Source organism: Streptococcus sp. HMSC076H09, assembly GCF_001811765.1.
GTDB lineage: Bacteria > Bacillota > Bacilli > Lactobacillales > Streptococcaceae > Streptococcus > Streptococcus agalactiae.
This window is the reverse complement of sequence record NZ_KV806594.1, coordinates 39,708-63,303: the sequence shown is the minus strand read 5'-3', so window position 1 is coordinate 63,303 and position 23,596 is coordinate 39,708. Positions and strand designations below refer to the sequence as shown.

At 36.1% G+C, this 23,596-nt stretch carries 27 protein-coding genes; all 27 read right to left on the bottom strand.

Going from position 1 to position 23,596, the window contains the following annotated elements:
* Positions 1-120: 120 nt before the first annotated feature.
* On the bottom strand, positions 121-2,199 hold the full coding sequence (gene fusA, locus HMPREF2818_RS02275) for an elongation factor G (RefSeq protein ID WP_070508652.1): 2,079 nt from the start codon (positions 2,197-2,199) through the stop codon (positions 121-123).
* A gap of 154 nt (positions 2,200-2,353) precedes the next feature.
* Positions 2,354-2,824 (bottom strand): 30S ribosomal protein S7, encoded by a 471-nt coding sequence (rpsG, locus tag HMPREF2818_RS02270; RefSeq protein ID WP_000087842.1) that lies wholly within the window; start codon positions 2,822-2,824, stop codon positions 2,354-2,356.
* A gap of 21 nt (positions 2,825-2,845) precedes the next feature.
* Complete coding sequence (gene rpsL / locus HMPREF2818_RS02265; RefSeq protein WP_001142328.1) at positions 2,846-3,259, bottom strand: 30S ribosomal protein S12; 414 nt, start codon at positions 3,257-3,259, stop codon at positions 2,846-2,848.
* A gap of 218 nt (positions 3,260-3,477) precedes the next feature.
* Positions 3,478-4,290 carry a pur operon repressor gene (gene purR / locus HMPREF2818_RS02260; RefSeq protein ID WP_000776881.1) on the bottom strand — a complete coding sequence of 271 codons (813 nt, stop codon included), beginning with the start codon at positions 4,288-4,290 and terminating at the stop codon, positions 3,478-3,480.
* Positions 4,291-4,386: 96 nt separating this feature from the next.
* The gene (locus HMPREF2818_RS02255) at positions 4,387-5,328 is read right to left on the bottom strand and encodes a 3'-5' exoribonuclease YhaM family protein (protein ID WP_000700693.1); all 942 of its coding nucleotides are present in this window, start codon (positions 5,326-5,328) and stop codon (positions 4,387-4,389) included.
* Positions 5,318-6,592, bottom strand: coding sequence for a DNA recombination protein RmuC (rmuC, locus tag HMPREF2818_RS02250; protein ID WP_000960185.1), 1,275 nt, complete (start codon positions 6,590-6,592; stop codon positions 5,318-5,320). Before rmuC ends, HMPREF2818_RS02255 begins: the two co-directional genes overlap by 11 nt.
* A gap of 1 nt (position 6,593) precedes the next feature.
* A complete protein-coding gene (locus HMPREF2818_RS02245) occupies positions 6,594-7,226 on the bottom strand; it encodes a thiamine diphosphokinase (protein ID WP_000160923.1) in 633 nt (210 codons plus the stop codon).
* Entirely contained in the window at positions 7,219-7,881 is a 663-nt protein-coding gene (gene rpe / locus HMPREF2818_RS02240; protein WP_000106179.1) for a ribulose-phosphate 3-epimerase, read from the bottom strand. The genes HMPREF2818_RS02245 and rpe overlap by 8 nt, the downstream gene beginning before the upstream one ends.
* A 6-nt stretch (positions 7,882-7,887) precedes the next feature.
* A complete protein-coding gene (gene rsgA, locus HMPREF2818_RS02235; protein WP_001162033.1) occupies positions 7,888-8,760 on the bottom strand; it encodes a ribosome small subunit-dependent GTPase A in 873 nt (290 codons plus the stop codon).
* A gap of 155 nt (positions 8,761-8,915) precedes the next feature.
* Positions 8,916-9,767 carry a putative RNA methyltransferase gene (locus tag HMPREF2818_RS02230; RefSeq protein ID WP_000959495.1) on the bottom strand — a complete coding sequence of 284 codons (852 nt, stop codon included), beginning with the start codon at positions 9,765-9,767 and terminating at the stop codon, positions 8,916-8,918.
* Positions 9,768-9,770: 3 nt separating this feature from the next.
* A complete protein-coding gene (gene rsmA / locus HMPREF2818_RS02225) occupies positions 9,771-10,643 on the bottom strand; it encodes a 16S rRNA (adenine(1518)-N(6)/adenine(1519)-N(6))-dimethyltransferase RsmA (protein ID WP_001216815.1) in 873 nt (290 codons plus the stop codon).
* A gap of 26 nt (positions 10,644-10,669) precedes the next feature.
* Complete coding sequence (locus HMPREF2818_RS02220) at positions 10,670-11,119, bottom strand: HIT family protein (RefSeq protein ID WP_000335626.1); 450 nt, start codon at positions 11,117-11,119, stop codon at positions 10,670-10,672.
* Between the two features lie 3 nt (positions 11,120-11,122).
* Positions 11,123-11,689 (bottom strand): ribonuclease M5, encoded by a 567-nt coding sequence (rnmV, locus tag HMPREF2818_RS02215; protein WP_000717741.1) that lies wholly within the window; start codon positions 11,687-11,689, stop codon positions 11,123-11,125.
* Positions 11,676-12,458 carry a TatD family hydrolase gene (locus HMPREF2818_RS02210; RefSeq protein ID WP_000590336.1) on the bottom strand — a complete coding sequence of 261 codons (783 nt, stop codon included), beginning with the start codon at positions 12,456-12,458 and terminating at the stop codon, positions 11,676-11,678. Before HMPREF2818_RS02210 ends, rnmV begins: the two co-directional genes overlap by 14 nt.
* A 181-nt stretch (positions 12,459-12,639) precedes the next feature.
* The gene (locus HMPREF2818_RS02205; protein ID WP_000055644.1) at positions 12,640-12,921 is read right to left on the bottom strand and encodes a hypothetical protein; all 282 of its coding nucleotides are present in this window, start codon (positions 12,919-12,921) and stop codon (positions 12,640-12,642) included.
* Between the two features lie 9 nt (positions 12,922-12,930).
* The gene (locus HMPREF2818_RS02200) at positions 12,931-13,323 is read right to left on the bottom strand and encodes a hypothetical protein (RefSeq protein ID WP_001173857.1); all 393 of its coding nucleotides are present in this window, start codon (positions 13,321-13,323) and stop codon (positions 12,931-12,933) included.
* Positions 13,314-14,606 carry an Mbeg1-like protein gene (locus HMPREF2818_RS02195; RefSeq protein WP_000416817.1) on the bottom strand — a complete coding sequence of 431 codons (1,293 nt, stop codon included), beginning with the start codon at positions 14,604-14,606 and terminating at the stop codon, positions 13,314-13,316. The genes HMPREF2818_RS02200 and HMPREF2818_RS02195 overlap by 10 nt, the downstream gene beginning before the upstream one ends.
* A complete protein-coding gene (locus HMPREF2818_RS02190; RefSeq protein ID WP_000835882.1) occupies positions 14,606-14,998 on the bottom strand; it encodes a DUF1310 domain-containing protein in 393 nt (130 codons plus the stop codon). The genes HMPREF2818_RS02195 and HMPREF2818_RS02190 overlap by 1 nt, the downstream gene beginning before the upstream one ends.
* A 174-nt stretch (positions 14,999-15,172) precedes the next feature.
* On the bottom strand, positions 15,173-16,435 hold the full coding sequence (gene dltD, locus HMPREF2818_RS02185) for a D-alanyl-lipoteichoic acid biosynthesis protein DltD (protein ID WP_000919744.1): 1,263 nt from the start codon (positions 16,433-16,435) through the stop codon (positions 15,173-15,175).
* On the bottom strand, positions 16,428-16,667 hold the full coding sequence (gene dltC, locus HMPREF2818_RS02180) for a D-alanine--poly(phosphoribitol) ligase subunit DltC (protein ID WP_000351975.1): 240 nt from the start codon (positions 16,665-16,667) through the stop codon (positions 16,428-16,430). Before dltC ends, dltD begins: the two co-directional genes overlap by 8 nt.
* Positions 16,668-16,681: 14 nt before the next feature.
* Positions 16,682-17,947 carry a D-alanyl-lipoteichoic acid biosynthesis protein DltB gene (gene dltB, locus HMPREF2818_RS02175; RefSeq protein ID WP_000613595.1) on the bottom strand — a complete coding sequence of 422 codons (1,266 nt, stop codon included), beginning with the start codon at positions 17,945-17,947 and terminating at the stop codon, positions 16,682-16,684.
* Complete coding sequence (gene dltA / locus HMPREF2818_RS02170; protein WP_000581010.1) at positions 17,944-19,479, bottom strand: D-alanine--poly(phosphoribitol) ligase subunit DltA; 1,536 nt, start codon at positions 19,477-19,479, stop codon at positions 17,944-17,946. Before dltA ends, dltB begins: the two co-directional genes overlap by 4 nt.
* Before the next feature lie 12 nt (positions 19,480-19,491).
* Positions 19,492-19,614: a teichoic acid D-Ala incorporation-associated protein DltX gene (locus HMPREF2818_RS02165; RefSeq protein WP_000806141.1), complete on the bottom strand. Its 123-nt coding sequence runs from the start codon at positions 19,612-19,614 to the stop codon at positions 19,492-19,494.
* A 10-nt stretch (positions 19,615-19,624) separates the two neighbouring features.
* Complete coding sequence (dltS, locus tag HMPREF2818_RS02160; RefSeq protein ID WP_000490537.1) at positions 19,625-20,812, bottom strand: two-component system sensor histidine kinase DltS; 1,188 nt, start codon at positions 20,810-20,812, stop codon at positions 19,625-19,627.
* A complete protein-coding gene (dltR, locus tag HMPREF2818_RS02155; protein ID WP_001238594.1) occupies positions 20,812-21,486 on the bottom strand; it encodes a two-component system response regulator DltR in 675 nt (224 codons plus the stop codon). Before dltR ends, dltS begins: the two co-directional genes overlap by 1 nt.
* Before the next feature lie 355 nt (positions 21,487-21,841).
* Positions 21,842-21,976: a 50S ribosomal protein L34 gene (gene rpmH / locus HMPREF2818_RS02150; RefSeq protein ID WP_000831903.1), complete on the bottom strand. Its 135-nt coding sequence runs from the start codon at positions 21,974-21,976 to the stop codon at positions 21,842-21,844.
* Between the two features lie 183 nt (positions 21,977-22,159).
* On the bottom strand, positions 22,160-23,515 hold the full coding sequence (locus HMPREF2818_RS02145; RefSeq protein ID WP_000712235.1) for a YjiH family protein: 1,356 nt from the start codon (positions 23,513-23,515) through the stop codon (positions 22,160-22,162).
* Positions 23,516-23,596: the final 81 nt, after the last annotated feature.

Genomic DNA, 23,596 nt, shown 5'->3' with positions numbered 1-23,596 from the left:
TGTGCAAAAATCTTTCAACACAATTATTATATCTTTTTTCGAGAAAAATTGCAATGAATTTACCACTTTCAAAAAGAAAAAAAGATACTCTTTCGAGTACCTTTCATAAGTTTTCAGAAATTATTCACCAGAGTTTTTCTTGATGATTTCTTCTTGAACTGACTTAGGAACATCTTCGTAGTGGTCAAATACCATCATGAATGTACCACGTCCTTGTGTTGCAGAACGAAGAACTGTTGCATAACCAAACATTTCAGCAAGTGGAACAAAGGCACGAACAACTTGTGTGTTACCACGTGCTTCCATACCATCAACACGACCGCGACGTGCAGTCACGTGACCCATAACGTCACCAAGATTGTCTTCTGGAGCTGTAATTGTAACAAGCATCATTGGCTCAAGGATAGCTGGTTGCGCTGATTTAGCAGCTTCTTTAAGTGCAAGTGATGCAGCAATCTTGAAGGCTGTCTCAGATGAGTCAACATCATGATATGAACCATCGTAAAGTTTAGCTTTTACGTCAACCATTGGATATCCAGCAAGAACACCGTTTGCCATAGATTCTACAAGTCCTTTTTCAACGGCTGGAATAAATTCACGAGGAACCACACCACCGACGATAGCATTTTCGAATTCGAATCCTTTACCTTCTTCGTTTGGTGTAAATTCAATCCAAACATCACCAAATTGACCTTTACCACCAGATTGGCGTTTGAAGAATCCACGTGCTTGTGTAGAAGCGCGGAATGTTTCGCGGTATGATACTTGAGGTGCACCAACGTTTGCTTCAACTTTGAATTCACGTTTCATACGGTCAACAAGGACATCAAGGTGAAGTTCACCCATTCCTGAGATAACTGTTTCACCAGTTTCAACGTTAGTTTCAACGCGGAACGTTGGGTCTTCTTCAGCAAGTTTTTGAAGGGCAATACCCATTTTATCTTGGTCAGCTTTAGATTTTGGCTCAACCATCAATTGGATAACTGGTTCTGGAACTTCAATTGATTCAAGAATAACTTTTGATTTTTCATCAGTCAATGAATCACCTGTAGTTGTATCTTTCAAACCAACAGCTGCTGCGATATCCCCAGCATAAACAGTTTCAATTTCTTGACGACTATTTGCGTGCATTTGTAAGATACGTCCGATACGTTCACGTTTACCTTTAGATGTATTCAACACGTATGAACCTGAGTTAAGAACACCTGAGTACACACGGAAGAATGTTAAGCGACCCACGAAAGGATCTGTCATGATCTTGAAGGCAAGCGCTGCAAATGGCTCTTCATCTGAAGCAGGACGTGTTTCTTCTTCGTCAGTATCAGGGTTAATACCTTTGATTGCAGGAATATCAAGTGGGCTTGGAAGGTAATCAATAACAGCATCAAGCATCAATTGAACACCTTTATTCTTGAAGGCTGAACCACACAATACAGGGTAGAATTCAACATTGATAGTTGCTCTACGAATAGCAGCCATCAACTCTTCGTTAGTGATTTCTTCACCTTCAAGGTATTTCATCATCAAATCTTCATCAGTATCAGCAACTGCTTCTACTAATTTTTCACGGTATTCATTTGCTTGATCAACATACTCTGCTGGAATATCTTCTTCAAGGATATCTGTACCAAGGTCATTAGTATAGATTTCAGCTTTCATTTTGATTAAGTCAATAATACCACGGAAATCGTCTTCTGAACCAATTGGCAATTGAATTGGGTGTGCATTCGCTTGAAGACGGTCATGAAGTGATTGTACTGAATAGAGGAAGTCAGCACCGATTTTATCCATTTTATTAGCAAAAACGATACGTGGAACTCCGTATTCTGTTGCTTGACGCCAAACTGTTTCAGTTTGAGGTTCTACACCTGATTGAGCATCAAGAACTGTTACCGCACCATCAAGTACGCGAAGTGAACGTTGAACTTCAATTGTGAAGTCCATGTGTCCTGGTGTATCGATGATGTTAACACGGTGACCATCCCATTGTGCTGTTGTTGCAGCTGATGTAATTGTGATACCACGTTCTTGTTCTTGTTCCATCCAGTCCATTTGTGAAGCACCTTCGTGTGTTTCACCGATTTTGTGGATTTTACCAGTATAGTAAAGAATACGCTCAGTTGTTGTTGTTTTACCAGCATCGACGTGAGCCATGATACCGATATTACGAGTTTTTTCAAGTGAAAATTCGCGAGCCATTTGGTTTCTCCTATATTTTAAATTATTTACTTCTTTATTATAACACTATTTATAAAAAACGGATAGGCAGGACCTACCCGTTCTAATTGCTAACATTGCTATCTACCAAACAATTTGTTTAGTAGCTATGATAAGTCTCAAAAAGAGAGTAATCTTACCAACGGAAGTGTGCAAAGGCACGGTTAGCTTCAGCCATTTTGTGAGTATCTTCACGTTTCTTAACTGATGCTCCTGTGTTGTTTGCAGCATCCATGATTTCTTTTGCAAGACGATCTTTCATAGTGTGTTCACCACGAGCACGTGATGCGTTAACCAACCAACGAAGTCCTAAAGTTGTACGACGTTCTGGACGAACTTCGACAGGAACTTGGTAGTTTGATCCACCAACACGGCGTGCGCGTACCTCAAGTACAGGCATGATGTTTTCCATAGCTGTTTCGAATACTTCAAGAGCATCTGTTCCAGTAGCTTCTTTAATTGCTTCAAAAGCATCATATACGATAGTTGCAGCAGTACCACGTTTACCATCAAGCATTACACGGTTGATAAGACGTGTAACGATTTTTGAGTTATACAATGGATCTGGTAATACTTCGCGTTTAGGCGCTTGATTTTTACGACTCATTTTCTCTTATCCCCCTTCTAATTACCCTTTAGGACGTTTAGCACCGTATTTAGAACGGCCTTGTTTACGATCAGCTACACCTGCAGTATCAAGTGCACCACGAACGATATGGTAACGTACCCCTGGAAGGTCTTTTACACGTCCACCACGGATAAGCACAACACTGTGTTCTTGCAAGTTGTGTCCGATACCTGGAATGTAAGCAGTAACTTCAATAAGGTTGCTCAAACGTACACGAGCAAATTTACGAAGGGCAGAGTTAGGTTTTTTAGGTGTCATAGTTCCAACACGAGTTGCAACACCACGTTTTTGTGGTGCAGATAATTTAGTGTGAACTTTTCTGTGACTGTTGTAACCAATATTCAAAGCAGGTGAATCTGATTTTTCAACTTTAGATTTACGTGGTTTACGTACCAACTGGTTAATTGTAGGCATCTACATTTCTCCTGTAAGTTTTTTATTTTTGGTTGATATAGCAATTGGTGACAGCCTATATCTGCGTGTACTTTTGCAACAATTGTCAGCACGTCTCTGTACACTTTTGAGAGACCAAAAGTAAAAGTACCGTTTATCATAGTATCATTTTACACATGATGTGTCAAGCTTTTATTACTTTTACAAGCAAAAAGAATCAAGGATGTCACCTTGACTCTTTAATCAAATATATTCCCCGCTTCTACAGAGACTCTATTATTTTTTACATCAATTTCAGATACTCTCAGAAGAGATTTATAGGCCATCTTCTCACGTTGTTCCTGAGCATTTTCTGCAAATACAGCGACACCTACTAATGTGCTATCGAATTCTGAGAGTAAACTAATCATCCCCGAAACAGTACCTCCACCTTTCAAGAAATCATCAACTATTAAAACTCGACTGTTAGGTTTTAAGCTACGCTTAGAAAGAAACATTTTTTCAATACGGCCACTTGAACCACTAGCGTAGTTTACTGACACAGTAGAACCTTCCGTAATCTTCAAATCACGTCTCACAATAACAAAAGGAACATCTAAAACATTTGCTACTGCGTTTGCTAAAGGAACACCTTTTGTTGCAACCGTCATGACAGCATCAATTTTTTGACCTCTGTAAGCGTTCGCTACAATGCGACCAATACTTTGTAACATTTTTGGTGTACTGAGTAGATCTGAAAGATAAATGTAACCTCCCGGAAGAATACGATCGTTTTCAGATAAACGCTGTCTTAATTCTTCAACGATTTCTTTCGCTTCTGCTTCAGCAATAGTTGGTGTAAAGATAACACCTCCACTTGCACCAGTCACAGTTTTAATATCTCCGATTTGAGCTTGTTCAAAAGCTTTTTTGATAATAGCAATATCTTCTGAAATCGAAGATTTCGCGGCACCGTATTTACTAGCAAATGTATTTAAACTAGTTAATGTATAGGGATTATTTATTAGGTAATTTGAAATAACAACCATGCGTTCGCTACGTCTTAATTTCATATTTTCTCCTTATTCATAGCATTCTTTACATATAGTATAACATAACAAATGCTAAAAACGAACATTTTATTTTAGGTCTTAATTATTCTACCTAAATTATTTAATGTTCAGTTTATAAAAAGAACGGTTATCCATGGCAAAAATGCGATTTGTCATTTCACCTTCGTTGACACGATTTAAAGCTGTTGTCATCATCATCATATTTGCATCAATGTTATCGATCATATGGATAATTTCTGCCTCCATGATTCTAGGACGAACCGGGCTTCCATATTCTAATTGTCCATGGTGACTCAGAATAACATGGCGTAACACTGTAACCTCTTCTTTTGTATCATCAATATTAAGCTCTGCTAGTATTTTTGTTAATTCCTCATCAATAAGTGAAATATGACCGATAAGGTTACCTCGAATAGTATATTCTGTATTATCAGGACCCGATAACTCAATGACCTTGGCTAAATCATGTAGCATAATACCAGCAAACATCAAACTTTTATTAAGTTCTGGATAGATATCTCCAATACTATCTGCCAAACGAACCATCGTTGCCGTGTGATATGCCAATCCTGATTCAAAGGCGTGGTGGTTTGTTTTGGCGGCTGGATAGGTAAAAAATTCCTTATTGTATTTACGATAAAGTGCTCTTACCACACGCTGCCAGGTTGCATTTTCAATTTTAAAGAGCATTTGTTCCATGTACTCTCTCACGTTGTCAACATTGATTGGAGGTTTTTCTTTAAAATCTCTAGGATCATTAGGTTCACCATCTTTGATGTTTCTTAATGTAATTTGGTTGACTTGGGGAGTTCCATTATAAACTTCACGACGCCCTTTCATATGAACAATTTTACCGGCTACAAACTCTTCTACATTATAGGTTTGTGCATCCCACATATTTCCTGAAATTTCGCCAGTATCATCTTGAAAGGTAAAGGCAATAAAGTCTTTACCTGCACGCGTTTTACGAACTTCTGCTTTCTTTATAAGGTAAAACCCCTCAAAAAGCTCGTCTTTTTTCATTTGGTTAATTTTCATTAATTTCCTCTTCTTCTGTTATAGGAAGGTTTAACAAGCTAGTGGTTGCTTGATCTTGATGTTCTTCAACTGTATTTAAGGCTCTGATAATAGCGTTTGTCCGCGTTGTGAGTAAATTATCAATACTTTTACTTGCTGTATTTAATTGTTTTTGAGCTTTTGATAACATGCCACCAAATTTTCCAAATTCAACCTTGACATTCCCTAAAATTTTACTAATATCATTAGCATTCTTTTGAATATTTAAGGTTTTAAAGCCAACAGATAATGAATTTAGTAAAGCAGATAAGGTTGACGGTCCAGCTACTACAATATTTTCGTCACGTCTTAGACTATCAAAGAATGTTGCATTTCTTACCACTTCAGAATAGAGCCCTTCAGTTGGTAAGAACATGATACCAAAATTTGTCGTTTCAGGAGGATTTAAGTACTTATTGTTTATATCTTTTGCAAATTTACGAATACTTGCCAGTAAAGATTTACGATAGAGTTCTATTTGAACCTTGTCACCCAATTCATAAGCATCTTCCAATCGGTAATAATCTTCTAGAGGAAACTTAGAGTCAATAGGCAAATAGATATAATCTCCCTGACCATTTCCAGGTAATTTAATAGCATATTCAACACGCTCAGAAGAGCCAGACACCGTAGGAAATTCTCTCTCATATTGACTAACTGTCATAATATCTTCTATAATTTGGCCGAGTTGTAACTCCCCTAATATTCCCCTTGTCTTAGTATTTGACAAGACTTTGTTCAGCGTACCAACATCTTGGGCAACAGTTTTCATCTCCCCAAGACCTTGATTGACACTCTCTAGTTGACGCGATACAGTTTCAAAAGAAGTTTGCAAACGCGTTTGTAGCGTTTTTTCTAGCTTTTCCTCAACAGTTTGGCGCATTTGATCCAAGCGTTTTTCATTGGAATCTTGCATTTTCTGAACTGACTGAGATAAATTGGAGTTAATCAATTCCAAGCGTTTGTCTGATCGATCTCGACTCTCCGTTAAATGCTGATTTAATTCTGTACGCATATCGGTAAGCAACTGATAAATTTCCTGTTGCATACGGTTTAGCTGATTAGTCAACGTTAGAATTTGATCTTTTTGCGCCGCTTCTATCTGATATGTCAGTTGGTCTGATAGATTATCAGCATTATCTTCAAGTTGTTTTTCAACGGACTTTGTTAATTCCGTCATTTTTTGGTAAGAAATTATCGTCACTGTCAGACTAGCTAGTACAATGATCAAAATGATGACAAGCATATTAACCTCTATCCTTACTATAAATAATGATTAAGTAACCATCTTTGAGCTCTACTTCAATTGGCGAAGTCATAAATTCATTACTGGAATACATTTTTTTCTTAAAATAATTACTTTTGTTCAATTCATATTTAGCCCCAGAAATCTGCAAAGTAGACTCACTCTCAGGCATGAACGAGACATAGGACATCCCTTCAATCCTTGAGACTTGATTTTTCCCGGATGGTAGGTAAGTCACTATGTTTTGTTCATCTTTGAGTCTGATTTGTGACATAAATGGTTCTAGATCTGTGTCACTTGGTAAAAAGATATTAGACATCATATGGTCAATCCTGCCACCAAATGCTCCAAATACGGTCACCTGAGCTTCTGGAAATTCTTTGAAAATAGTTTTTAAAGCTAATTCTGTATCTGTATCATTTTTTTCTGCACTAGCAGAAACGATATTGCTACAATAGTGTTTGATATAAAGCAGTTCATCTTCTGTTATAGAATCAAAATCACCCACTGCCATGTCCAAAGAAAGCCCATTTTTTAATAAAAATAGGCTTCCACGGTCAATTCCGACAAAATAGTCAAAATCATATTCAAAATAAGTTAAGTCACCGCCAGCAAATAAAGCAATTTTAGTCATCGAGCGCCACCCTTAAGGTTTCTACTTGTGCAGGTAAATCACTTGCTTTAAAGAGATAAGAGCCTGCAACAAAGACATTTGCACCAGCCTCTGCTGCTGCCTTAATTGTAGTATTATCTATACCGCCATCAACTTCAATATCATAATGATGACCGTACTCTTTGCGCCATGCTGCAACTGTCTTTACTTTTGACATCATTTCTGGAATAAAGGCTTGTCCACCAAATCCAGGATTAACAGTCATAATTAAAATCTGGTCAACCAAATCTAAGATAGGAATAAGAGATTCTACGGGTGTTCCTGGGTTAATAACCACACCTGCTTTCATTCCTGCCTCTTTTATCTTTTGAAGCGCACCATGTATGTGTTTCGTTGCTTCAACATGAATGGTCATGATATCAGCACCAGCTTGAGCAAAATCCTCAATATAACGTTCTGGATCAACAACCATCAGATGACAATCAAAAACAAGTTTACTGTGTTTACGCATGCTGGATACAACATCCGCACCAAAACTAATATTAGGGACAAATTGACCATCCATGATATCAATATGAACGTATTCTGCTGTTGTCTCTTCAATACGTTTCAATTCGTTAGCAAAATTAGCATAGTCTGCTGCTAATATCGATGGGGCAATTTTATTGGTTGACATAGAAACCTACTTTCTTTTAATAACTTTCTTATATGTTTCACGACGGTTCTCAATTTCACTTAAAAATTGGAGGTAGTTATCATAGCGGACTTGCCATAACTGACCTTGAGTCAAGGCTTCTTTTACAGCACATTTAGGCTCATGTGTATGCGTACACGAGCGGAATTTACAAAAATGACTAAGTCTACGGAGCTCTGGAAAGGATTCGTTTAAGTCCTCTGCATTGTCCACTTCATAGTCCAAAGAAGAAAAACCAGGAGTGTCTGCAATTTTTCCTTTATGAACATTATAGAAACTAACTGCTCTTGTGGTGTGTCGGCCACGGCCTAAACTATCCGAAATTTCACCAGTTTCAAGTTTCAACTCAGGAGCAATTTTGTTGAGAAGCGTTGATTTTCCGACACCTGTCTGCCCCATAAAAACAGTCACTTTATCTGCTAACAGAGGCAAGAGTTCCTCTTGAGAATAACAGAAAACGTAGCCTATATTCTGATAATGTTCGCGAATATCATCAATAACAACCAAATCGTCTAACAAATCCAACTTGGAAATATAAATGATAGGCTGAATCATCTTATATTCTAGAAGTACTAAGAACCGGTCTAATAAGTTAGCGTTAAAATCAGGTTCTTTAGCAGACATGATAACGACAGCTTGGTCAATATTAACAATAGGTGGTCGTACGAGGCTATTTTTACGCTCTTCAATTGATAGAATATATCCTTCTGATTGATCTTGCGAAGAAAATTCCACCCAATCCCCAACGTAGGGAATTTGACCTTTTTTTCTAAAATTTCCACGCGCACGTGTCTGATAAACAACACCGTCAGATTCCACATAATAAAAACCTGCTAGCGACTTGACAATTCTACCTTGCAATTGTTCTCCTTAATTGTTTAGAATACCACTATTATATCATAAAATGAGAAATAAGCTCTACTCTCAGAGATAAGCTAAATAGAAACTATTTGCAGGTGTTCGATTTCTCTCAAATAACCTCAATTTTATGAATTCCCAACATAAAAGCAGTGATCTTATTTAGATACACTGCGCTTTTTTCCAATTACTATTAAGGCACCTACTGTAATTTCTGATATACTCGCCCAATCAATAGTCGTTTTATCTACGCTGAATAACAACGGTGTCATATCAATAAAAGCTTGACGTTCTTGTTGAGAACAGTTATAACTTTGAACAACTTTCTGCTCAGAAATAATTTCAAAATTTTCTCTAAAGTAATCTAGAATTTTTTGATTAGAGTAATCTTTCTGTTTCAAGTATTGACTAGCTTTTTCTCGCAATTCTTGGACATGTTCAGCTACAGGAACAACCTTTACAAGGATACCATCATCACTCAGTACCCGCCTAAATTCTTTATAATTTGCAGGAGAAAAAATGTCTAAAATGATATCAATTGATGAGTCTTGAATAGGAAGGTTAGCTAAATCAGAAACAAACCATTTCACAAGCCTAGATTGATCACTTTTAGCAGCTAATTGAATCGAATCTTTAGAAATATCAAAAGCCAAGAAAGTCTTCTCATACTTGTTAACTAATTGACGAGAATAAAAGCCCTCTCCACAACCAATATCTAAAACCGAATGAAACTGAGAATTATTTTCCAAAACCTTTGAAATAGCTTCTAAAATATGATTATAATACCCGTTTTCTAAGACAAGCTGCCGATTTTCAAATGATTTTTTATCATAATGTTCATCTATCTTCTTTCCTCCAAGAAGATTAACATATCCAAATTTGGATAAATCAAAACAATGATTATCAGAGCATTTGAGGCTGTTACTTTCTTTTATCAAGGGATTTTGACATTTAGGACAAGCGAAATAACTTGCACTATCTTCAAAACGCCACTTCTTGTCAACCAACATAGTTTATATCCCAACCTCTTTCAAGGCATCTGCTAAACTTGCAAAATCAGGGATAGATAAGGCTTCTCCGCGAATAGATGGCTTAATTTTTGCTATTTCTAATGCTTTTTCCAATTTTGCTTTAGTATCTTCTGATTTTCCAAAATGACTCGTTAGATTATTCCAAAGTGTTTTACGACGATGTACGAAGGCTACTTTTGACACTCTGAAAAAGAAATCCTCATCTTGAACACTCACTACTGGTTGATCTCTACGGACCATTTTCAAAATAGCTGAATCTACATTTGGAGCAGGAACAAAAACAGTTCTCGGAACGATAAATGATACTTTGGCAGTCATATAATACTGCACTGCGATTGACAAAGAACCGTATGCTTTAGTATTTGGCATAGCTGAAATACGATCTGCCACTTCTCTTTGCATCATGACTACAAACTCCGCAAAAGGAATCTTGCCCTCAATCAAGTGCATGAGGATTGGTGTTGTGATGTAGTAAGGTAAGTTTGCTACTACCTTGATAGGCAGGTCAGGATTCTTGAAAGCCTGAATCTGGGTCTGCAAATCAGCCTTGAGGATGTCCTGATTGACCACTTGGACATTGTCAAAACGCGCAAGCGTATCAGCAAGGATAGGAATGAGACGATCATCAATCTCAAAAGCCATCACCTCAGCTGCATTCTCAGCCAAAAACTCTGTCAAAGCCCCGATACCAGGACCAATCTCAATCACGTTGACACCCTTGTCAATCTCTGCCGTGTCAACAATCTTCTGTAAAATATTAGTATCAGTCAAAAAGTTCTGACCGAATGATTTCTTAAATGTAAACCCATGACGCTCCAAAATAGCGCGGGTAACGGTTTTATCTGCGATTCTCATTTGTTTCTTTCCTTATTGTCTCAAGTCTATCCTAAGACATCTAACAATTTCTCTTTTAATTTTTCTATTTCTGCACCAGTTGCTCTGACACTATCTGCATACATCTTCTCAAAAGGATACCACCAAACTGGACCTTTTCCATTATGCCCATAGTTCCTTAAATCACCTGTTTTTCTTGGAAAAAGATGAAAATGTAGATGAGCGTCTCCATTTCCCAAACTCTCAATATTCATCTTATCTGCTCTAAAAGCCTTAGCAACTATTTCAGAAGCATCTGCCATTTCGGAAAGATACTGATTTCGCCAATCTCTAGGCAATTCATGTAACTCTGTTACGTGTTTTTTAGAGAGAAAAAGGCAATAATCTTGAAAATATTGATGGTCTCCCAGAACAAGATAACCCGTTTCATATTCTTTCACAAAATAAGGATTCTCATTTCGTTCAATCATTTCAATACGTTGACAAATAAGACACATATTTTATCCCTCGTATTTCTCCATACACTCTTCAACTTCTGCCTTGGTCACTCCGAAGAGTCTGAGGCGTTTGAGGAGTTGTTTACCATTTGAGTAGCCGATGCGAAGTTGGCTACCCAGATACTCACGACGTTTGCGGCTATCACTAGCGGTAATGAACCCCCAGCGAATGAGGTCGGCTTGGGTGATGTCGAAATGATCTTCATCATCGAAATGCTGAGTCACTTTTGAGAGTGCCTTCTGCAAATCCTCAAAGCTGGCATGCTCGACACCCAGAGATCGTCCCTTGGTCTTTGAAACTGGCTTTGCCTCGTCTCGATTGAGGAAGGCATGGCGGACTGTCGGAATGGCCTTCATGATGATTTTACGGATACGTTCGCCATTGTAATCTGGGTCGGTAAAGATGATAACTCCCCGCAAATTGTGCAAACGTTCGATACGCTCTAAATCATCTTCATCAATTGCTGAACCTCTAGTTTCATAGGTATCAACATTGTAAAAGCGTCGCAGATTAGCAGTATCATCTTTCCCTTCGACAACAATCACTTCTTGAATATCAATTTTTTTCATCAAGTCTAAATATCCTTACTGCATTTTGGTATGTAGCCTCCGCTACCTCTTCCACAGTTATGCCTCGTAGCTCTGCTATTTTTTCAACGACATATCTCGTATAAGCAGTTTTGTTTTCTCGACCTCTTTTAGGTACAGGAGCCAAATAAGGAGCATCTGTTTCCACTAATATCTTATCTAATGGCAACTCTCGTGCAGCTTCTTGTACATCTAATGCCTTCTTAAAGGTCACAACACCAGAAAAGGAAATCATCATCCCTAAATCAATAAATTTCTGAGCCATTTCCAAAGAACCAGAAAAAGAGTGCATTATACCACCAAAAGGCCCAACTCCAGATTCCTTAATGACTTCATAAGTGTCTTCTAACGCATCACGTGTATGAACGACAAAAGGAAGGTTATACTCTTTTGAAAGTTCAATTTGACGCTTAAACACCTCGATCTGAATATCTTTGGGATCCTCCATCCAATAATAATCCAGACCAATTTCACCAAGTGCAATAACCTTGGGATTTTCTAAATGGCTGATAATCATTGACTCAATATTATCATCATAAGAACCAGCTTCAGTTGGATGCCATCCTATTGTGCTATATACCTGTGCATATTGGGAAGATAATTCCAAAGATTTTGAAATGGTATCTTGGTCAAAGCCGACAACATTCATTTTTGTAACACCGAGTTCGCTAGCTAAATTAATTTCCTCGTCTATCTTTCCTTCAAAATTTTCCACGTTAAGGTGGGTATGGGTATCAAATATTTTTATCATATCATTGTTCTTTCTTTGCTTATCGTAGCTACAAGCATTAATCTTTATTATTATAACATAAGACTGAAGCATTCTGATCAGAAAGAGTAAATCAAAAAAGTCAAAACATTTTTGCTCTGACTTTTGAATACTTGCTGTAAAAATCCTCTACAAGTGTCTAGCTAATGGTAGAGAAACTAGACTATAAATGATTATATTTTTGCTGATTGCTTTCAATAGACTCCTCAACCTTTGAACGAAATTCTCCTTTTATTGCCTCGTCCAATTGATTAGCAACTTTATGAATAGCTGTCTTTGTGTTGATGGCTACTTCGTCTATTTCTTTATGATGCGACGTAATAATATCGTGAAACTTAGATCTCTTGCGTGGCGCGTACACGCTATGTATCAGTTCTTTATCCAATTGTTTTTTTAAAGTCCTTACTGACTCCTTACCAGTCAGGACATCCCACATTAAACTCAATAATTTCTCCTACTTCATTAATTCTCTTTTCTTTTCCCTTTGCAACTCTTCAAAGGTTAGTTCATGTTCTGAACGTTGCCGAATATAGTTAGCTCTATATTCTTCTTCTTGAGCGGACAAGGCATAGTACTCTTTATGGTAAGCTTGCTCTAAGTCGTCATGATAAGAATCTAAAATACGATTGAGCGTCATCATATCTGAGCTATCATTACTATATCTCAAATCATATTCAACAGCGTCGTAAGTTTCTTGAAGCATATTAGTAATCTTATTTTTTCTTACTGAGAGATCGTCTAATTTTTCTTCAAACTGGCAACAACTATGGTGATAGGCATCATCTAAATCTGATATTTTTCTCTGAGTATCAGCTAATTGTTTTTCAATGATATCAATCAGTGCCATTGTTTAAACTCCCCTGACAAGTTACTATCTTGTTGCAACATAGCTTCAACCCCTTTATTAATTTGGTTTTCTAATTCAACGTAAGCGTGAGAAATGCTTTCTGCCGCTTGAATTTTATTTGAGAAAAAGGTTTGAGCTTCTCCGACAATGCTCGCATAGCTAACACCTGACTGAGCATACGCTTCTTCCAATTCTTGAGGACTTAGTTCAGTAACTCCTGTAGGAGCTACTTTTAAAGATTGATAAAGCTCTTCTGCTTTAGCAACTGCTTTTTGCTCAACTTTTTTAACTTCTTCAACTGCTTCTTTTGATATCGTTACCAAACCACTAGAAATCACTTTTGCTTGTTGACTATCTAGGAAAATAGCTTGATTCTTACTAACTTCTTTTCCCGTACTTTTAAAGCTACTAAGTTTCGCTTTAATAGCATGCATTCTTTGATTCACATTCGTATGAACTACTGAATAGTTTTCTTTGTAAGCAAATTTATCTTCTGCTAATTTTAAAGAACCATCTTGATTGTACTGGTAGCCTCCCCAAATGTGCTGATTGGTAAAATTAGCAACCCAGCTACCTCCTGAAACAGCTTTACTGTCAACTATTTTAACAATTCCGACAGCATTATCGCTTCCTTCTTTAGGATAACCTATTCCAATTTTATCCTTGGAATCAACGTAATTATTGACTACCCCTTTTATTTTATCAACCTGTTCTTTTTGTTTATCTGTCAAAATACTATAAAGGTTTGGACCGTTATATATCCAAGCTCCTTGAACTCGGTAAATTTGATTATCATCCAATTCTGCAATAGCATACTGTGCATTCATTGACCCTAACGAGTGTCCGTAGACCGAAATTTTTGCATTAGGATATTTATTCATAACTTCTTTTAGCAGATGAGCTGATTGTTCTAACTGCTTTGTACCTTGTTTATGAGATACACTTTGTGAACCAAATTTCTTTAATAATAGTTTACTAGCTATTGGAATATCATTTTTAAACCAGTCTGTTTTCCAATCATCTCCTCCAAACGGTGCTGTTGACCCCTTAAATAAAACCGTAACTTCCTTAACATCCTCTGGCTTGTCTAAAGTTCCATTTGGAGTGATGGTATAAATTTGTTCCCCAGTTTCTTTGCCTCCATCTTGAACGTGAGCAACTTTACCGATGGGAAGTACCTTATCTTGGCTCATTATTTTGACTAGTGTATCAAGTTGGCTACCTAATTCATACTCTTGCTTCGCTATATTTACCCTATCTAAATCAGTCAAGACTTTTTCCATTAATGACCTCTACTTTCCAATAAATGAGTTAACTGGGGAGATTGATGGCTACTTTGACTGACCAAACGCCCTTGATTATCCTTATCCAAATTACAAGTAATATATAAGTTAGGATCTTTATTAATGATTAACCTTACCGAAATCCCTCCCATAGGATTTTTTTTGATACTTTCTTTGTCAATATCATACGACTTAATAACAGCATTCTCTTTGAAAGCGTCTTTATCTTCTGCATAAATCCACTTTTGATAAGCATTTTTAGCGTCTTTGCTATTAGCTATTTCCCATAATTCTTGTTGTTTATTGTTTTCAGTCACTTTTAAACCTCCTACAGTGAAACCAAGCCCTAAAAGGATTATTACAATAAAACTAAGTAATTTTATTGACTTCATCTCTCCTCCTTTTATCATATAACACTCATTTGATATCTAGTTTATCATAAATTTATTCTCATTATAAACGAAAAACTATAAAACATGGATTAGTTATCTTAGGATTACCAAATACAAAGATATTAAAAAAGATGATTAATAGCTCTAATGCTATAAATCATCTGACTCTACTATTTACTTGTAATCACTTGGACGTCCTGTATATTTTGCCCAAGATCTCTTCAAAAATTTATTATTAATGTGATAATTTGGCTTGCTGTTTTCCTCTGTTAAAAATGGATTGATATGCTTATCTAGCTCTAACCAACCATTCCAACCTAAATGGATTGTATCTTGCATAAAGTATGGCTTACCTCCATCTCGAGAAAGGTCAGAGATATGATTGAAACCTTGACTTTGAAGTTGGTGTTTTATTTTTTCTACAGATTTTTGATACATTTTTTGATCAAGCCCTGTGTAGTCTGTCCACTTTTTATTTACTGGTGGTATGACAAAAAGGACATCTGTATTTTGTTTTGAGAATTCATTAAGAACCAACTGTAAATCATTAAATTCTGGTGACTTAGTATAATTGAAATGTCGTTGTGACCCTTTCAATTTTTTTAAGTGCTTTTTAATTCTTGTTTGGTAAAAGCGATCATCAATACCAAATTGATTTGATCTCGTTGCTACTTTAGCATCTTGTGATGCAATACGCGATAAATGATTATATGAGAATGCTTTCGGTAATTTACCAACATGAGGCATTATTACCTGATTATAAGTTTTTCCTAGTGGTAGATAGCTAAAAATAGCATCTGTCTTCTCAAATACCCAATCATTAAACTTTAGTCTTTGTTTGTCTTTATTTGATAGTTTTTGGCCATCTGCAACTTTTTCTATCAAATCTGACATAGAAGCTTCAGGATATAATTTTAACAATCGACGAGCAGCATACCTATCGTAGGTTGTCCCTGTTTGATTTTGCAAAAATCGAATGGTTTGATCGTTGCTGAAATAGTTTTGAAAAGCACCTTTGTTGGCTCCCTTGCGAACAAACCATTGCGGAGAAATAACATAGATAGCTTTTTTATTTTTGATTTGTCCTTTAATCTGTTGAATGCCATAGTATTGTGTCAGAGAAGCCGCCCCTTTTTGACCTAAAAGATATGGGATATAAGGCCTTTTGTAAGCCTCTGCTAAAACTGATGGATGCATTGCATCAAATCTTAACCACTCACTTGAACCAAAGAAAGGGACAAAATTGGCTTTAGGATCACTGAAAGCTCTAACTTTTTGAACTCTGCTTTTAAAACCTGCCTTTGTCAACGCTACTGCACTGTTTTTTTCCTTACCTAAATGATGAGGCTGAGAAACAGGAAAAACAAGATATAATCCTACCAACAATAGTAAAGCACAAACTAGAGGTCCAAATACTTTACCTAGACGTTTAAGCATTGCAGAGCTCCGTTACTCCAGCAACAATTTTATTAGCTGTGTTCCAGTCATTACGACCAAATTCCGCAATCGGAATATCAATATTAAAGTGGCTTTCCAACTCAACAATTAGTTCAACAGTACCCATGCTGTCTAGAACTCCTGCGTCAAATAAGTCTTCATCCATCATAGAAGAAACATCCTCCATAAATAGGTCATCAATAATTGCTAATACTTCTGATTTAATATCCATTATAATACTCCTTATTATTTGTTATGCGGTTGTGGGAACCACAAAAGATCTAAAAATCCTGAAAAAATCAAGAAAGAAAACATAACTACATTAAAGGTGATGAAGACACCCAAAGCATAAGTCCATTTGTTTTCTGGTAAAAGTGGTTTTTTAGCCAATCTTCTTTCTTTATTAATATTTTTCTTCTTACGTACCCAAGCGTCATTAATAACTAGGCCAATCCCATGAAAGAGACCATAGGCTATATAGTACCAAGTTAACCCATGCCAGAATCCCATAAGAAGCATATTGATAATATAAGCTACACTTGAAGTAACATTACGGTTTTTAAAAACTTTATTTTTAACTAAAAGCTTAACAAGCCTCATGAAAACAAAGTCTCTAAACCAGAAAGAAAGGCTCATATGCCATCTATTCCAAAATTCTTTTAGGTCGCGTGATTTGAAAGGTTTGTCAAAGTTAATCGGAGACTTAATCCCCATTAGGTTAGAAATAGCCAACGCAAACATTGTGTAACCTGCAAAATCAAAGAACAAATCAAAACCAAAGGCATACATAACCCCAAGTGTTGGCCAATTAAACACACCACCCTGTTCTAGTGCTAATTCTTTTAGAGGAGGCATAATCAGACTTCCAAAAATATAGGCTAAAATAAACTTATAGAGAAAACCTAACATCAAATAATGAATCGCTTGACCTAACATATCTAGGAGTTCATTTCGATCTGGGATATTAATGTAATCCTCATTGAATCGTTTAAAACGATCAATTGGTCCACTTGAGAAAGTTGGAAAGAAGAGTAAAAATCTTAAGAATTCCCATAAAGTAAATTCTTTCAAGACACCGTCTCTCATTTCAATAATCATAGCAACAGCTCTAAAAGTAAGGTAAGAAATTCCTAGAAACCCAAAAAGTGACTGATGCCCATCCTCAGATATAGCTGGAATTAATTTTACCAAAAATAGCGGAAAAATAGATAAACAAACCGTTACATAAAAGACCAAAGTATGATTAAATCGTTTCCGGTAAGCTTTATAGATAAAAACTAGCAGAGATTGTCCGACAACGTATGCCAATAGTGACTTCAATTGATTAAAAGTACTACCAGTCAACATCATTACAATAAAACTTAGACTAAAAATAATCTCATATAAGGCAAAACGCTTCTTAAAGAATAAGCCGATGTAAATTGGTAGAACAGCTAAGATAAGGTAGAAGAAATATTGTGGATTCCCATAAACATCCAAGTGAGGAAGTTTTTCTAAAAATGCCTGTATCACTTGTTTACCTCGCTCATAAGACCTTTGATATCAATTTTTCCATTTGGTGTCAAAGGTAAATCTTCTCGATAGATAAATTTAGATGGCATCATGTAATCCATCATAATGTCCTTTAAGTCTTCCTTAATTGCTTTTGTCAAATCCAAATCACGTTCAAAATCATCTCTTACACCTTCTTTTAAGACAATATAGGCTAATAAATTTTGAACTTTATGATCCTTGTTATAACGTGGCACTGCTACTGCTGATTTTACATACTGCGATTTATTTAAGTTTTGAGAAACATCTTCTAATTCAATACGATAGCCGTTAAATTTAATTTGGAAATCCATACGCCCACCGTAAAGCAGAAGACCTTCATCGGTCATACTTCCTAAGTCACCGGTATGGTAAGCAGGTAGACCTTCGAATTGGAAAAATGCCTCAGCTGTCTTTTCTGGATTGTTAAGATAGCCTTTTGATACTGCTGGTCCAGCAATAATGATTTCACCTTGCTCTCCGTTTGGTAATTTATGACCTTCTTCATCAATCACATACGTTGGTGAGTCATCTTTAGTGTAACCAATTGGAAGGCGTTTGCATGTTTCTAACATTTCATCAGTAATTGCTACTGCGGATAGAGCAACTGTTGCTTCTGTTGGCCCATATGCATTAACGATACGAGCTTTTGGAAAACGTTGACGAAGTTTTTGTGCAGTCTTGACAGTTAACTCTTCCCCATCAAAATAAAAATGTGTTAATTGTGGCAAGGTCTCTGAATTGAAATCGTTAGATAGTAGCGCCATATCAGCAAATGATGGTGTCGAAGTCCAAACCTGTATTGGCAATTCATTAATGGTAGCGAATAGTTTTTTGAAATCATTAACCACTGTTTTTGGTAGGGCGAACAGGGTGCCTCCCATAGCTAGTGTTGGTGCCCAATACATAACTGATAAGTCAAATGAATATGGCGGTTGAGCCAACATTTGCGGTCTTTCAGGAACTGAAAACTCATCATCAGAAATCATCCAATTTGTAAAGCTCAATAAATTGTCATGTGAAATTTGCACACCTTTTGGTAAACCAGTAGTCCCTGAAGTGAAAATAATATAGTAATTATCATCACCTTTAACAGAATGTGTTACCTCATAAGGAGTCTTTTCTTCAAAAATAGCTGAAACTTGAGAAACGTCTAGGATTGGGACATTATCAACTTCAAGAGGAAATTCACCAATTGAAATGATAAGGCTTGGTTGAGCAACTGTCATAATAGCCTGTATTCTATCCAAAGCAGAGTGTTGGTCAACCGGTATATAAGCATGCCCTGACTTTGTTAAAGCAACAAATGTCGCCAACATTTCATATTCTTGACCACCGAATACTAAGACAGGTGATTTTTCAACAAGACCTAGGCTATCAATATGAGCAGCTAGAGAGTCAGAGTCTACTTTAAGTTGTCCATAAGTATGGACTTCCCCTAAAATATCATACACTGGAAAATCAGCTTGTGTCTCAGCAAAATGCTCAATTGTTTTAATCATATCATGTATCATTTGTACCATCTCCTAGAATTCATTATAAATAAAACTGCCTTGTCCGCGACCAAGGTATGCAAAAAAGTAAATTAGTAACAATAAAATACCGAAGTATAATAACGTTCTACCAATAAAAGATAAATATGGTTTCATCATTCTTCCTTTAATTAATCATGGTATTGGTCCAAAATCCATCAATTGGTAACTGGACTTCAAGACGTAATTGGTCTTTTTCTTGATATGCTCTAATTCTCCCCTTATGGCGTTCCACGATTGCCTTAGCAATAGATAAGCCTAGACCAAAACTGAGAGAATCTGCATGATCATCTTTAGCTTGATAAAAACGCTCAAAGAGATTATCCATAACCTCTTTGGAATAGATAGCACTTGGATTTGATATTGTCAGAATAGCTTTTCTTCGAGCCTGTTTAAGACTAAACTGGATTTCTGATTTTGACAAAGAATGCCTAATAGCATTATCCAAAAGAATTATTAAAATTTGCTTAATCTGACTCTCTTCTCCAACAATCCAGACATCATCTTCAATCGTATCATTTAAACACTTTTCTTCTTCATATGCCAAACTTTCATATGTCAGAAGTACTTCTTGACATAAGACAGATAAGTTTAACTTTTTGAAATTTACCTTGGAGCGTTTTTCATCAAGTCTAGACAAATTAAGCAAATCTTCAATTAAAAACTCCATTCGCTTAGTCTCCGAAACAACATGATCCAGATAACGATTTCCTGGAATTTGCTGTTCCAGAACCTGAACGTTGGCTCGTATAGCTGCAATAGGGGTCTTCAGCTCATGACTCGCATCTGAAACGAACTGTTTTTCGCGAGTCATTTCTGTCTCTACAGGCCCTACGATAAATCGAGAAAGATAAAGACTTACAGCTGCTAATAAACAAAATCCAAAAATAGTAAAAACAAGAATTAGAAAACGCCTTGCATAAGGGACTTCATAACTAGCCAAATCCATAATAGCTATGGTGTAGGTTTTATCTTTATATTCTTTTATGGAATATATAAAAGACTTCCATTTTCGTGACTTCTTTCCTTGCTCAAGGAGCTTCAAACTAGATTTTTCGATAACATCATTTGTCAAATCAGTATTATTGCTTTGAATCTTAACCATCTTTTGGTTATCTATAGTCACCAAAGCAATCGGTTCATCGCCTGGTATTCCTAAATAATCATTTTTGGCAACTAATTTAACAATCCTATATGCATCATATTCATCCCAATATTGATTGTAGCGATTACTCACTGCAAAGAGAAAGAGAACAACGACAATAAGGATTGACATGGTCAAAAAGACAAATTTTTTGCGTAAATCACTAAACATTATGTCCTCTCCTCCAAGGAATATCCAAAGCCCTTAGTGGTTATTATTTCAATGTCTGCTTTTAAAAAGCGCAATTTTTTTCGCAAAAAAGAAATAAATACTTCTAACTGGTTATATTCTGAATTGTCTGAAGGTCCCCAAACCTTAGAAATCAACTGATTTTTAGGAATAATCTGCTTTGCATTTCGCATAAAAACTTCCATCAAGAGAAATTCTTTATTGGATAATTTTACACTACTTTCTTTAGATTCTAGCTCATGTGAATCTGTGTTAAGCCTTATATTTCCAAGCCGCAATTGATTTGCTCTGATTAGAGAAGATTGTCTGGTTCTCAGCCTAATTCTAGCTAGCAATTCATCTGCTTCAAAGGGTTTTGTGATATAATCATCTGCCCCTAAATCTAAACCATTAACTTTATCATAAGTCTGTGATTTTGCAGTTAAAAAGATTATTGGGGTTTCTAAACCAGCTTCCCTCACTCTTTTTAAAACAGATAATCCTGAGCGTTTGGGTAACATAATATCCAACAGGACTAAATCATAGAGACCTGTCAAAATGTATTCTAACCCATCATCTCCATCAAATGCTAAATCAACAGAATAACCTTTATCTGCCAATAAAGCCTGAATAGCCTCTGCTATACTTTTTTCATCCTCAACTACAAGAAGTCTCATTTTCTAGTCACCTTACCTTATATATTATAGTATAAACTAGCAAAATTGAAATAACCTTGAAAAAACGATATTAATAAAAGTATTTCCTAAGTCACTAAACTACTTCAATAATACAAGCGTCTAAAAAATAAAATATCACTCGCTATAAAGATATTTCTCAATAAGAAATCTCCTCATATTTTAACAAAAATAGGGGCTATTTGTCTACGAATTTCCGCATTATAAACTCACTTTTCATTAACTTTATCTATAATATACTCAAACTACTCTCACAAAAACCTTTATCGTTATGAAGGTACCAAAAAAGCCACCAGACTCGAGTACCTGTTGGCTTGATATTATTTTGCTATCTATATTAAGCTGATAACACTTTACGTCCTTTACGACGGCGGCTAGCAAGCACGCGACGTCCGTTTTTAGTTGACATACGGTGACGGAATCCGTGTTTACGTTGGCGACGGATTTTACTTGGTTGATAAGTACGTTTCACGTTGAATACCTCCTGATAGATTTTCGTATTCGTTTAGCCGGCTATTTTGATCAGTTACTAAACATACCATACTATTTTATAACAATTTTAGGCCTCTTGTCAAGAAATACTTTCAAGTTCATTTGTCTTTTTTCAGTAAATAGTTTCATTTGTTAGCAAGAAATGCTTCTCTATTTTCTCCAACTAAAAGAAAAGATGTGCCATCAAAACAATAATAGGTAATGAAATAATTGTTCTCTCTATAAAAATGATAAATAATTCTAGAATGTTGATAGGGATCTTGGAACCTAATATCACCGCACCAGTCTCAGACATATAAATTAATTGCACAATAGAAACTGTTGCGACAATAAACCTTGTCATCTCACTGTGAATTTCAGCCGCCATTATCGAAGGAACAACCATATCTGAAAAACCAACAATCATGGTTTGACTCGCAATATCTGCTTCTGGAATCCCTAAAAGTTCAAGGAATGGAAGGAATGGTGTACCTAAAATTTTAAAAATAGGTGTTGATACTGAAATAATCAAAGCTATTGTTCCGACAGTCATAATTGTTGGCATAACGCCAAACCATAAACTAAGTACTGTCTTAGAGGCATTATTGACAAAAGTCTTCATGTTTCCATTTGCTTTTGATTTATCGATGGCAAGCTTAAGTCCCCACTCTATCTTGTTATAACCATCCGGAATTACCTCAGATGTTTCTTTCTTTGGTTTAGTGTAATAACTATTTGATTGACGAGATAAGGGAGGGATATAAGGGATAATGGATGCACAGACAACACTGCTAATGATGACTGTTAGATAAAAATGGCCAAAATAATCAGTTAAGCCAACATTCTGCAAAACAACAAGACAAAAAGTGATTGATACTGCTGAAAAAGTAGTGGAAATCGTTGCAGCTTCTCTACTGGTATAATAACCCTCAACATACTGCTTATCGGTCAAAGCAATTCCAATAGTACCATCACCTACAAATGAGGCTACACAATTAACTGCTGACCGACCAGGTAGCTGAAAGAATGGACGCATAATGGGGGTTAAGAAGACACCAACAAACTCCAGTAGACCAAATTCTGTCAAAAATGGAAGAATAAAACCCGCAGCAAGGAAAATGGTAAACAAACCACCAATCAAATCAAAAAGGATAAGGCCGCCTGTCTCTTTCCCCCATACCATTTCAGGACCAATATGTAAAACCGTCATCAGACCAAGTGCCAAACCGATCAAACGAATAATCAGCCAGAAAATGGTAATGTCAGAAATTTCTTTTAGCAAGTCATTTTTTTCAATAAAGCTAGGTCTAAACAGACGATAACAAAGTGCTAACACACATGAAATAAAAATGATTAGTAAAATAATATAATGTATAGGAAAAACAGCGTTAATCCATTGATTAATTGTCTTAGAGATTACAGAGACAGCTACTGTTGTCATACCATTATATTTAAATGGAGTCATTAATAATAATACTCCAAATAACGACGGAATAATAAACCACAAGATATCTTTAATAGATATACTTTCTTTTTTCATACAATCCTCCTGGATAATATGGAATTGTTTCTAAATATACTCATAACTTCCATTGTAAAATTTTATAATAAAAAAAACAAC